Consider the following 12,059-nt stretch of genomic DNA (forward strand, 5'->3'; position numbering starts at 1 on the left):
AAAGGATTGTAAAAACATAAATAGGCAGTAGTGTAGAGAAAATTCACGAATTTTCTCAATTTGAGATTTGAAATATGAGATAGTTGTTTTAGACAGGATTTACCCGTCACTTGTTTCACTTTTTTAATATGTTAGAAAAATAAGTGACGGGTTAACCCTGTCCAATAATTAAAAAGTTAAGAGATAAGTAGGGCAAGCGTCCCCGCTTGCCGTTTCAATGTCAACCGAGGACGGTTGACCTACTTAGTAAGAGTACACGCTTCAGCGTGCAAAACACCCCGTCTTTCGGTCACCCCTCTAAAAGAGGGGAATTGAGAAAGAGAAGTATAATAAAACTTCAATCCCTTCAATAACTTCATGGTCGAAATACATTCCTGTCTAAAAAAAACCGTTGTTGTTGGCCTTTTCTTTTCCGTTTATTTCAGGCACACCCTGAACACTACGCCCGTAGGTTTTATGTTCTGGAAATCAACGAAGCCGCCGTGCGCCTGGGCGAATTTCCGTACCAGCGCCAGGCCCAGGCCGCTGCCGGTTGTCTCACGGGTTGACTCATCTTCGAGCCGGTAGAACTCTTCGAATATTTTTTTCCTTCGGCTGTGCGGAATTCCCGGGCCGCGGTCTTCTACCTCGATAAAGACCGAGCCGCCTTTTGGCAGGGTGCGGATGATTATCGTTTTATCATCAGCGTTGCGGGCATATTTAATCGCGTTGTCAATCAGGTTCACCAATATCTGCGTAACCGCGTCTGAATCGAATTTTGTTTCATCGATTTCGCCGGGCTCGAATCTAAGCTCAAAGCCGTTCTCAACCGCATACGGCCGGATCGTATTGACAGCGGCACCGACACAGTCGTTTATATTTCCCGCGGCAAACGCGTATTCCTTGCGGCCTTTCTGGATTCGTGAAAAGTCCAGCACATTGTCCACAAGCCGGCTGAGCCGCTCGCTCTCGGTACGCATGTTGCGGTAATAATCTTTGGTTTTTTGCGGCGAGCTTACCCAGCCGTTTTCGAGCATCTCCGAGTACATCCGTATCGAAGTCAGCGGCGTGCGGAGCTCGTGCGATACCGCGGAGATAAAGTCGTCTTTTTTCTTTGCCAGCTGAAGCTGCGCGTGCATGTTTTTCCACACACTGAACATGGCATACCCAACCGCCAGCATGACAACGGCAATAATCCCGGCGTACCAGCGTTTCATCTGGGACACCTGCCGACCCAGCCGCAGCGGGTCAGTCTCAAAGAGATTTATCACCATGCCGCCAAACTCAAAGTCCAGCACAGCGCTGAGTGTCGCTTCGCTGATGCGGGCGCTGTCAACCTCGAATCTCATTCCGCTGCGGATAAACCTCCGGGCGGAATTTCGCATCAGCTCAAGCAGCTCATTTTCATTGAGCCTGAAACCCTGCATGAAATGCTTATCCTCGATAGTAATGTGGCGGAGCATAAACACGCTGCCGTTAAAGATGGATCCGCTGTCGGTTTTGTCCTCAATAAAAACAGGAACAAAAGGCTCAATGCGGATCTGAACGGTTTCCTCCCTGGCGGCGGCGGCCGCCGGCTGGGCAATATCCTTCACTGCTTCGGTGTCTTCTCCGGTCTCATCCTTTTCGTAGTAAAGCCTGCTTCGGGCAGCGGCTGTTTCGGGGGCTTTGGCAAGTGCGGAGCTTTTAATCTCTTCGCTTGAGGTTTCAGACTTTTTCTCGCTGTCTGTCCGGCTCTCTGCCGCCGCACTGAACATGTCCGCAGACCGTGCGGATGCAGTTTTCATCTTGGCCGCGGCAGGTCGGTCTGTGTCGGAAATTGAGTCAACCTGCGCCCGGTTAGAGGTTACCACCGACCGCTTTTGCGCAATCACCTTGGCCTGCTGTTTTTCCGGACTAAACACCTCGAGTGATAACTGCTGTGTCCTGTCCTCGCTTAAACTTTGCTGCCGATCGCTTTTTTGCCCGTCGGTTTCACCGCCGGAGGAATATACATCAAAGCGATAGCTAAATCGTGCGTGCGGGTCTTCAAGCTCAACGTCCGGGCGGCTGAAAAAAACACCTTCATCAGAATTGAGCCGTCCCAGAAGATTGCTCTTAATTTTCTGAATATACGTGTAAATCTGGCTCTGTTTAGCCTGCGGTTTTTGCTGCTCGCCCGCCGGCAGGTACGGAGTAATAACCGTGCCGTCCGATTCGATCTGGAAGTAACCGCCGGCAAGCCCGTTGTTGAACTTATCCGCCAGCGGTGAGCGAAGCAGCGGCATTTCCTGCTGATCAGGCGCGAGATTCTCAGGCACATAGGCGTACTGATAATCGCTGTAGGGCCGCTGCTGTTCGGCGTCGATGAATTCACGAATCTTCTGCCGCACATCAAGGCGGATCTGCTCGGCGACGGCGGTGAACTCACCGTATCTGCTGCCGGCAAGCCCGTCCGCCCATTTGATTATGGCATGACGGCCAAGCAGTGCCAGCCCGCAGGCCGAGCCGAGTATTATTATCGCAAGTATTGTTAATCGTTTATACATTTTAATCAGGAATTAAGGAAATCCGCAGATTATATTTTTCTGTTATTTTTTTGGTTCTTCGTAGGTCGGGCTTTCAGCCCGACACTAAGTAGGTCAACCGTCCTCGGTTGACATTGAAACGGCAAGCGGGGACGCTTGCCCTACTTAAATCTTAACTTTTTAATTCTATTAGACAGGATTTACAAGATAGACAAGATTAATTTTTTATTAACCATGAAGCTATTGAAGAAATTGAAGTTTTTATTATATCTTTTCTTCATGTCCTTCATGTTCTTCATGGTAAATTCAAATCCTGTAAATCATGTCTATTTTATTTATCTCAAATCTGAAATCTCAAATTGAGAAAATTCGTGAATTTTCTCTACAATATTGTCTGATTCTCAATCAACATACATATATCCCGCGCCGCGAACTGTTACGATAATCTGCGGCGAGGCGGGGTCGGTTTCGATCTTACCGCGGAGTTTGGCTATATGCATATCGGTTGTCCGAGTTTCCACGCCGGTCATGTCGTCGTCCCAGACCTGACGGTACAGCTCCTCGCGGCTGACAACCCGCCCGGGGTTGGCGGCGAAATACTGTATCATCGATGCCTCACGTGAGGTTATCGTCTGCCCGCGCCCATCCCTGCTGATGCGCAGCGCTGCGGTATCGACATCCCAGCCGCCGAACGAAAACGCCCGCCCCACGGCACGTGCCGGATCGGTGCGGCGGAGAACCGCGTTAACCCTTGCCAGAAGCTCCTCGAGCGAAAACGGTTTGGTGATATAGTCATCGGCTCCGGAATTGAGCCCTGCGACCTTGTCTTTTTCCCGGCCTTTGGCGGTCAGCATGATGATCGGGGTCTGGATATCCTGTTTTCGCCACATCGCGCATAGCTGCTCGCCGCTGACCTTTGGCAGCATCAGATCCAGCAGGATAACATCAAACCGCTCTGCTTCGACAGCCGCCCTCGCCTCGATACCGTCGGCAGCCGCGGCGACAGCGAAGCCCTTGAACTCGAGGAAATCACACAAAGCCTGCCTGATCTTCTCCTCGTCTTCTACTATTAACACATGTACCGTTCTATCCATAATATATGTATTATATGCCCTAAAGCCGGATTCGTTTGTAAAAAATTTGTAAAACCTTTATTTTCGGCCGTGTATCTGTTAAACCTATAATTTCAAATCTCATATTCAAAAGATTCACTTCCCGATACGCCGGGACTCAAACGGGCTCAGCAAAACCGATTTTACGGCTATAACGTTAATTTTTCTATGGATATACCGTTTTTTTCGTTTATAATGCGCACTTTGTAAGGTGATAAACGAAAATATTTTATTTTTGGAGAACTGACTATGTATAAAATTCTGATTTCAGACAAACTTGCCCAGGAAGGCGTTGATATACTCAATTCCATCGACGGTGTGGAACCGGTTGTAAACACAGGACTTTCGGAAGATGAGCTTTGTGAAATAATCGGCGAATATGACGGGCTTATTATTCGCAGCGCCACCACCGTCAGCGAGAAAGTGCTTGCCGCGGCGACAAAACTAAAGGCGGTAGCCCGTGCCGGCGTCGGTGTTGACAATATCAACATCCCCGAGGCGACGCGCAAGGGCGTAATCGTCATGAACACCCCCGGCGGAAACACGACAAGCGCCGCCGAGCACACAATGGCTTTGATGCTTTCGCTCTCGCGTAACGTTGTGCCTGCGTGCAACAGCCTCAAGGCAGGCGCGTGGGATCGCAAGAAATATACCGGTAACCAGCTTTGCGGCAAGACCTTAGGCGTTATAGGCATGGGGCGTATAGGAATGTCCGTCGTCAAGATGGCACTTGGTTTTGACATGAAGATCATGGGCTATGACCCGTTTGCCGTGCCCGAAAAGGCAAAAGAAATGGGCGTGCAGGTAGTTACTGATCTAAACGAAATATACAAAACGGCAGACTATATCAGTCTGCATATTCCCCGCAACGAGCAGACCACGAATATGATCGGTGCCGAGCAGTTCAAGATGATGAAACCCACCGCCCGCATAGTCAACTGTGCCCGCGGCGGCATCATCAATGAGCCAGACCTCTATGCCGCACTCGAAGCCGGAGAAATCGCAGGTGCCGCACTGGACGTATTCCCCAAAGAGCCCCCAACAGAAACCGGCTTTACTAAACACGATAACTGCCTTGTAACGCCTCACTTAGGTGCCAGTACCGAAGAGGCGCAGATAGAGGTCGCCGTAGAGGCCGCCCAGATCATCGCAGACGCGATCAAGGGCGGACCTATCCGCAACGCACTCAACGCACCGGCCGTCGGCGCTGCTACTCCAAAGGTAGTTACTGGTTACGCCGAGCTGGCACAGAAAATCGGCAGGCTGATGGCGGCTACGATTGTCGGCCCGGTCAAAAGCGTTCAGGTTGATTATCGCGGCTCTATCGCCGAAAAAGATATATCAGCCGTTACAACAGCCTTCTCTATCGGGCTGCTGCAGGCCAATCTCGATGTGCCGGTTAACATCGTAAACGTTGGGCTGCTGGCAAAAGAACGCGGCATAACGATTGACGAGCTCAAGAATGCCGATTCGAAAGACATCGCATCGAGCTTCACCGCACAGGTCGCCACAGACAAGGGTACTCGCAGCATTACCGGCACGGTCTATTCCGAGGGCGTGGCCAGGATCGTCTCCATTGATGGTTATATGGTTGAATTCTCGCCCGAGGGCCCGGTTATGGTCATCTTTAACGACGACAAACCCGGCGTTATCGGCTCGGTTGGCACCGTCTGCGGACAGCACGGCGTAAACATCTGCACAATGGGTGTCGGCCAGAAAACAGACGGAACAGCAGTTCTTGCCGTAAGCCTCGACAAAAAACCCGGTGAAGAAGCAATCGCACAGATGAAAAAGCTCGACTTTGTTAACGAGCTCTACACCTGTGACCTCTGCTGATAAAGCCGAACTAACATTTAAAGCCCAACGGCCCGGCCGGCACAAACTGCCCCGGGCCGTTTTTACTGTGAGGTTTATACAAAAGCCGATGAAGTTATAAGAGGCATTTCGTCGTAAACCTGCCCATTGAGCTTGCGACCAGTCTTCTTTTTGTTTACACCGCCCCATTGCTTGAAAAAGAAGGGCACAGCGGCTTCTGTACATTGCTGCTTGATATCATAGACCCATTCCTTCTCGATTGGTCTGGCCCCCGGGCCGGATTCTCCACCTACAATGACCCAGTTAATATTATCAAGATTCATATTTCCTACAGAGGAAAGAAGCGGTTCCATCGACAGAAAGCGAACCGCAGAAGGGACATTTCGCAAATCATCAATTCGGTATGCGCAATCAGCGTTTTCAACTGTAACCCCCATCCAAACATTATCAGGCCAGTTTAAAAGTGGTGCAAGCTCTGCCAGCCGTCGGGAACGTTTAGTGAGTACCTGGAATGTATGCCAGTTTGCATGGTACATAACATTGAAAACTTCACGAATATAATCCAAAGGAATATCTTCATGGAAAAGATCACTCATTGAATTAACAAAAATTACCTGAGGCTTTTTCCATTTCAATGGATTCTCTAAAACATGAGGGTGTAAAGTTACTTGAAAACCATTTACATAGTTAGCCTGTCCCATTGCCTGAAGTCGCCTGGCCATCCGTTCAGCATAACAGTTAGCACATCCGGCACTGATCTTAGTGCAGCCGGTAACCGGATTCCATGTCGATTCTGTCCATTCTATTTTTGTATTAGCCATTATCTTTACCTATGATATCTTTTGCAATCTTTAATCCGGTTTGGTTGTTTGAAGCAAATGCAAAATGGAACAAAGGTACATTTTTTGAATTCCTTAAAACCAAAGGAGATTTAGTTACATATGTGAAAATTTCTTTAAGTCTTCTGATGTATAGATTTATGATTTTATTTATAGGTTTGTCAACTTTAGATGTTACTTCAATTTCATCTTCAAAAAGAGTAGAGTGGCGGAATGTATGATAAAACTCCTCGCGAATTTCCTGTTCAGTCAAACCAAAGAAAGAGATCAGCTTCTCTAAATGAAGTAATTTACCTTCCCTATCAAGCAATCGATTTACTATTACACCTGTAGGTACAAGTATCCAAAGGTCTGTTCTGGTATTCTTGAGTTTTTCTATAGATTTCCAGTTAATTTGCATCCCAAACGGGTCAAGAAGCACCAATGCAGCATATTTATTTGATGTTTTCATTATATCCGCTAATTCTAATAGAAATTTGTTACAATCTCCTGAACGAAATTGCAATCGCTTTGGTTCAATATTGTTTATTCCTGAAAGCCGGGACTGTAGTTGTTCGATAGCATTTTTGTTTAAGTCAATAAAATAATACCAGTCAAATAACTGTTCTAAACTTAAAATTCTTTCTGCAGCACTTTGGTATAAATTTTCTTCTTCATTAGTAGCTGAAAAAAATAAGTCAGCCCTAAATGTCTCGTCTTTTTGACCTCTTTCACCACTACCGGCAAATCCGTCAAAATATATAGTTTCCCAGTTATATTTGGTTTTATTATGGTTAAGTATTGTTAGATAAGCATTAACATATTTTACGAAAGCCTCTAACTTTTGTTCTGTCCAATCTCCTCCCCATGAATTGTTAACCATGTTTGCGCCCTTTCGATAATGCAATAACCACACTCTTAACCGCAGTGATCATCTTTAAAGACATCTTAGCTTATTGTAGATTTGACTTTATCATATGATATGCATAATGTCAATTGAAAATGCGCAATATTGAATGACCCCGATGGACGGTTTGCTGTTATAATCTTATGTTCACACTTCAGTGTGTTTGAAACAGTATAAGTCGTTTTTTGATCAGTCGATGCGCGAAATTCCCTGCCTGGCTACGAAATCCATTTTGCGCCGTTATAAACCTTCTCGACTTTCATCACAACGGCCGCCTCTTTGGGCAGCTTGTCCGAGACCCATTTTTTTACTTCCTCGAACATTTCACCCTCTGTGAATCTCTGGGCCTTTCCTTTTATCTGGTAGGAACCCTTATCATCATCGTGGACAACAAACGATATATTTCCGTTGCTCAATATATTTTTGCGGGTTTTGTCGAGGTAGTTGTCGGCAATAAGAATGGTTTCATCGTCCATGACCTTCAGGTAGGCGATGTAAACAACATTGGGCATGCAATCCTGGTCGCTGGTTGCAACCGGTATGACATCCTGTTTTTCAATAGCGGATTTTACTTCTTCTGGTAGTTTTGCCATGATTTACCTTACTAATAAACTAAAACTTTTGAATTAAAGATAACAAGGGCAGGCGTTTACGCTTCAGTGATTACGCCGCGCAACTCGGTGCGGGCATATCATCTGTGTATGTCAAACACATTACCTATAAATATACTACAGATATATTATATATAAATCAACCTGAAACATATTTTTTCTCGCCACTGGCAATATCAATGAAGATATATAAGGTAATAGCAGCCAGACTATGGAATAAAACAGAAGAGTTATATAATCAGTTTTTTATCTCTATCAGTTCTTAAAGGACTTATTACAATTATTGCGGCATATAATCGCAGCTAAACCTCTCGGTTCTGCTGCCTTGCGGTTTTATTCTATCGGGCGGACGGGTCTTTTGTTTACAGTATCGTCAAGCCACTGGCCAAAGACCGTCTGAAAAGTTGTTTCGTCTGTCTTTAATGGTTCGCCGTCAATCTCCGAAGGCATGTTTTTACTGCCGTCTTTGAAACTGATCCCGTCAAAATATGCCCCGCTGCCCAGCTCAACATCCTTGACGCTCCAAGTGCCGCACGAGAGTACAAAACGGTTTACGCCGAGTTTGGCGTATGCGCCTGGTTTTCCGATTGCATCATCATATAGTTCAGCCACGTTGGCGGTTATCTGGTGCCATGTTTTGGCTTGCCGGGGCAGGTTGAAATACAATCCCTGTTTTTTTCTGCCCAATTGCTGAAGATGCAGCCAGCTGCTGACACTGCCGGTTGTGTGGTACCCCACGGCTCTTGGGTAGTAATCACTATAGTATTTGGCAATTTCCCTGCCCCAATCAAACTGCATGAAGAACTTCAGCTCGCCATCGTCTTCGGGGCCGCCGATCGCCATCAGGCTGTAATAGCCGCCGCCCAGCTCGGGCTCTTCTTCTATACGGTAGCTGCCTTTAAGTATCGGGTTATCGCCGGGAGACTCTATTATCTGGTAAAATTCGTTATACTCGTCCTGCAGCCAGTTTTTACCCATCGGAATTGTATAGACATAACCTGAGTAAAGCCCGTCGGTTTTCCATTTCATCCGCCATTCATTATGGTAGCCGGTTTCCTCGTCGCAGTTGTAGCGGTAGGGCGTGTACCAACTCTTAAGGCAATCTTCAAAACTGCCGTTTTCAAGCTGCGGTTTTGCCGGCAGATTTACTATCGGCGAAAAGAGACGCGGCTCAATGTCATGCGTAAACTCCTGGAAGGTATCTGGGTAGACAAATTCTTTGTCAACATCCACAAGTCTGGCTTTTAGTGTTATATCCTCGCCGTCCACCTCTACTATAGAGTAGTAACCCCCTGCGTTGAGCCCTTTTTCGTATTCAGGGTATTCCTCGCCGAAGGGTCTGGGTGAAGTGCCGCTGGGGATAGTAACAAAGTTTATGCCTTTATATCTCCAGGCGGTTTTCTCGGAAACTTTTATGCCGTTATGGACGTGGCCGTTAAAAAACCACTTGACATTTCCATGTTCGCTCATTGCCTCAAGCAGGTCGTGCTTGAGCTCTGCCGAATGTGTGTACCACTCAAGCTGGCTCAACCCCATCGGCATGAAATGGATGTGTACCAGAACGATTGTCGGTTTGTCCTTGTTCGCTGCCAGGTCCTTGCGGAACCATTCCATCATCGGCTTAACCACCTCAAGACGGTCATAGTTGCCGAATTCAATATTTGCAGGCAGCGAGACGAAGTGCCATTTGCCCACATCAAACGAATAATACACACTGCGGATGCCGTTAACCTGTTCCTGGTAATCGCGGAATAGAGTGTATGGAGGGGAAGTGTCGTGGTTGCCGTGGTTTATGATGTGGCGGCCCTTGGTGTACGGGCTGATCCTCTCTTCCCAGTTGTCCAGGCTTTTATTGTCGGGCACGTTTACAATATCACCGAGATGAATTATGAACTTTATATCCCGGGGGTCTTTGTTAATCTCTTCTATAGTAGTCGAGAGAGCGTAGTTTGCGTTCAGGGCCAGATCTGAATTGCCCGGGTCGGCATGGCTCACCTGCGAATCAGCAATAATTGCAAAAGTGAACTTCTCCGGTATTTCTTTGAGCTCCGGCCAGGGGTTTGTTATTCCGTCCCATTCCGGATCAATGCCGAGGGGCCTCTGCTCCTGTGCCGAGATGTTTGCAGAAAAGGTGATCAGTACAACAGTCAACAGCAAAAAAATATTAGATATTTTCATGGTCTGGGCCTCTTAAAAAGTAATTGTAAATATAAATACCGGCTTATTGTTTGCAGATAAATCATTCTATCTTAAAACAGTCTTTGCGTAATCCTTTTATAGAAAAGATTTTAAGTTTTAAGATTAACTTAACTGGAACAATATGTTATTTTTACAATGTAACATTATAATGTCTGGAGATGATCTGTCAAGCTGTTTTAATGCCGGTGTTTCAACGGCCGCAGTGCCTATTTGAGCCCTGATTGGAAGATTGGTCATTATCGCAAGATTTTTTGTTCCGGGTAAAAACTCTCGCGCTGCCGTGGGGCAATAAATTTTCTTTGTAATAAACTCTTTCATAATATATAATAATGTTTGAGGTTTAATATAGTTTATCGACATCAATGAGATTTAGTGCAATGAGCCTGCTTTAAGAAAGGGGTATTATGATATTCCTTTTTTTATAAGTCTTGGCTTGCATTGTTTATATATAAAAAGGTAAAATGACAAAAACAAAAGATAATTTCGAACAGGAACTGGCCCGGCGATTCGTAAAGGGTGATCAGGACGCTTTTGAGAAACTGGTCAAGATCCACAAAAACGCCCTGTACGGGTTTCTGCGCAGATATCTTCCCAGCCAGGACCTGGTCGAAGACGCCTTTCAGGATACCTTTATGCAGTTTTACCTGAGCAGGGAAAATTTTGACCCGAGCCGTTCTGTCCGGCCGTGGCTTTTCACCATTGCCGCCAACAAGGCCCGCGATACCCTGAGAAAGAGAAAACGGGAAAGCACCGTATCCATAAATAAAATATCCGATTCCGCTGATATGACCTTTGACGACACCCTCAACAGTATTGTCTCGAGCAATATCACTCCCGATAAGCTCGCTTCAGACGAGGAAAAAAAGGCCAACGTGCGGGAAATTGTGGATAATATGCCGGATAATTTAAAAGAAATAATAATTTTGGCATATTTTAAGCAATTTTCTTACAAACAAATGGCAGACATACTTAGTATACCTATAGGTACTGTAAAAAGCAGATTGCATTCTGCAGTTGGATATTTTGTTAAAAAGTGGAAAAATACATATATGGACAAAGACAGCAATGAGTGAGCTTGAAACGAACAGAAAAAAAATGAGCATTGAATTGCAGCAGGACGTCTTTGACTATTACTTTAAATCCTGTGATGAAAACAAGTTAAAAGAAACAGAAAGAGTTCTCCAGGAATCTCCCCTGGCGTATGAGCTCTACAAAGCCATATCTGATAATCTCTACCCGCTCTCATCAGAGCTCGAAGAGCATGTTGAGTGCCCGCAAGAGCTTCTTGAAAAGACACTGGTATTTGTAAGCCGACATAATGTTGATCAGGTACCCGGTCCCGAAAAGAATTCCATCTTTTACAGGTTTTTCCACTCTGGATTTGTCAGGGCGGCAGCGGTTATCTTTGTATGCTTCGTTGCCGCGGCGTGTTTTCTGCCGGCGACGGGTAAGATGCGCATGATAGCCGCCAAGATTGGCTGCCAGTCAAACCTGGCTGGGATATCTCGGGCGATCAGCTCTTACAGCAATGCCAACGCCAATATCTTCCCCTCTGTTGAACACAAACCGGGCTCGCCCTGGTGGAAAGTCGGCAGCCAGAGCGATGAGTACAGCTCAAACACCCGCAACTATTGGCTGCTGGTCAAACACGGATATATTACCCCGGAATCTTTCAGGTGTCCGGGCAGAGACTGCTCAGTGTCTCCGTGCGGCAAGGTTCAAATGGCTTCTCTTCGTGATTTCCCGACCAGAAAACATGTAAACTACAGCTTTATGATAGTTACCCCTGAAAACGCCAAAGCATCTCTGCAGACCAGAACGGCCATCGCGGCAGATACTAACCCGATATTCGATTTTGCATCAAAGCTAAAACCCGATATCCAGGAAAAATTTCTCAAGCTCCATCTTACAGAGGCACACAGGACAGCGTTGAGCAAAAACCATAACTCACAAGGTCAAAATGTCATGTTCTCTGATGGAAGCGTGGACTTCATATCAGGCAGAACTCTATATCAGGACGATATTTACACACTCCAAGATATATCAACATATCAGGGCAACGAAACCTCGCTTTGCACCGCTGATGTGTTCCTGGCACCATAAGATACTCA

Annotated in this window: 9 protein-coding genes; 3 read left to right on the top strand and 6 right to left on the bottom strand. The window is 46.3% G+C overall.

Features of this window, described 5'->3' with window-relative positions; all coding sequences use genetic code 11:
* Positions 1 to 416: 416 nt before the first annotated feature.
* Both SMSP2_RS12420 and SMSP2_RS12425 read right to left on the bottom strand, forming a co-directional pair.
* Positions 417 to 2,507, bottom strand: a complete 2,091-nt coding sequence (locus SMSP2_RS12420) for a sensor histidine kinase (RefSeq protein WP_146684364.1) — start codon at positions 2,505 to 2,507, stop codon at positions 417 to 419.
* 380 nt (positions 2,508 to 2,887) lie between these two features.
* Entirely contained in the window at positions 2,888 to 3,562 is a 675-nt protein-coding gene (locus SMSP2_RS12425) for a response regulator transcription factor (protein ID WP_222566352.1), read from the bottom strand.
* 285 nt (positions 3,563 to 3,847) lie between these two features.
* Between SMSP2_RS12425 and serA the strand changes: the two genes are divergently transcribed.
* A complete protein-coding gene (serA, locus tag SMSP2_RS12430; protein WP_146684366.1) occupies positions 3,848 to 5,434 on the top strand; it encodes a phosphoglycerate dehydrogenase in 1,587 nt (528 codons plus the stop codon).
* Between the two features lie 74 nt (positions 5,435 to 5,508).
* On the opposite strand, the gene SMSP2_RS12435 is transcribed toward serA, so the two are convergent.
* The 4 genes from SMSP2_RS12435 to SMSP2_RS12450 form a co-directional block, all read right to left on the bottom strand.
* The gene (locus tag SMSP2_RS12435) at positions 5,509 to 6,234 is read right to left on the bottom strand and encodes a DUF5131 family protein (RefSeq protein WP_186804710.1); all 726 of its coding nucleotides are present in this window, start codon (positions 6,232 to 6,234) and stop codon (positions 5,509 to 5,511) included.
* Entirely contained in the window at positions 6,227 to 7,114 is an 888-nt protein-coding gene (tcmP, locus tag SMSP2_RS12440) for a three-Cys-motif partner protein TcmP (protein WP_146684368.1), read from the bottom strand. The genes SMSP2_RS12435 and tcmP overlap by 8 nt, the downstream gene beginning before the upstream one ends.
* A 242-nt stretch (positions 7,115 to 7,356) precedes the next feature.
* Positions 7,357 to 7,731 (bottom strand): pyridoxamine 5'-phosphate oxidase family protein, encoded by a 375-nt coding sequence (locus SMSP2_RS12445; protein WP_146684369.1) that lies wholly within the window; start codon positions 7,729 to 7,731, stop codon positions 7,357 to 7,359.
* A gap of 351 nt (positions 7,732 to 8,082) precedes the next feature.
* Positions 8,083 to 9,927: a metallophosphoesterase family protein gene (locus SMSP2_RS12450; protein ID WP_146684370.1), complete on the bottom strand. Its 1,845-nt coding sequence runs from the start codon at positions 9,925 to 9,927 to the stop codon at positions 8,083 to 8,085.
* A gap of 482 nt (positions 9,928 to 10,409) precedes the next feature.
* Between SMSP2_RS12450 and SMSP2_RS12455 the strand changes: the two genes are divergently transcribed.
* Together SMSP2_RS12455 and SMSP2_RS12460 are read left to right on the top strand one after the other, a co-directional pair.
* The gene (locus tag SMSP2_RS12455) at positions 10,410 to 11,021 is read left to right on the top strand and encodes an RNA polymerase sigma factor (RefSeq protein ID WP_146684371.1); all 612 of its coding nucleotides are present in this window, start codon (positions 10,410 to 10,412) and stop codon (positions 11,019 to 11,021) included.
* A gap of 22 nt (positions 11,022 to 11,043) precedes the next feature.
* Positions 11,044 to 12,051: a hypothetical protein gene (locus SMSP2_RS12460; protein ID WP_146684372.1), complete on the top strand. Its 1,008-nt coding sequence runs from the start codon at positions 11,044 to 11,046 to the stop codon at positions 12,049 to 12,051.
* Positions 12,052 to 12,059: the final 8 nt, after the last annotated feature.

This window comes from Limihaloglobus sulfuriphilus (assembly GCF_001999965.1).
Classification (GTDB): Bacteria; Planctomycetota; Phycisphaerae; order Sedimentisphaerales; family Sedimentisphaeraceae; genus Limihaloglobus; species Limihaloglobus sulfuriphilus.

What these genes read in the sequence shown, in the direction of transcription:
- SMSP2_RS12450 (WP_146684370.1), bottom strand. Translation starts at nt 9,927, where the DNA reads ATGAAAATATCTAATATTTTTTTGCTGTTGACTGTTGTACTGATCACC.
- SMSP2_RS12455 (WP_146684371.1), top strand. Translation starts at nt 10,410, where the DNA reads ATGACAAAAACAAAAGATAATTTCGAACAGGAACTGGCCCGGCGATTC.
- SMSP2_RS12460 (WP_146684372.1), top strand. Translation starts at nt 11,044, where the DNA reads ATGAGCATTGAATTGCAGCAGGACGTCTTTGACTATTACTTTAAATCC.
- SMSP2_RS12445 (WP_146684369.1), bottom strand. Translation starts at nt 7,731, where the DNA reads ATGGCAAAACTACCAGAAGAAGTAAAATCCGCTATTGAAAAACAGGAT.
- SMSP2_RS12420 (WP_146684364.1), bottom strand. Translation starts at nt 2,507, where the DNA reads ATGTATAAACGATTAACAATACTTGCGATAATAATACTCGGCTCGGCC.
- serA (WP_146684366.1), top strand. Translation starts at nt 3,848, where the DNA reads ATGTATAAAATTCTGATTTCAGACAAACTTGCCCAGGAAGGCGTTGAT.
- tcmP (WP_146684368.1), bottom strand. Translation starts at nt 7,114, where the DNA reads ATGGTTAACAATTCATGGGGAGGAGATTGGACAGAACAAAAGTTAGAG.
- SMSP2_RS12435 (WP_186804710.1), bottom strand. Translation starts at nt 6,234, where the DNA reads ATGGCTAATACAAAAATAGAATGGACAGAATCGACATGGAATCCGGTT.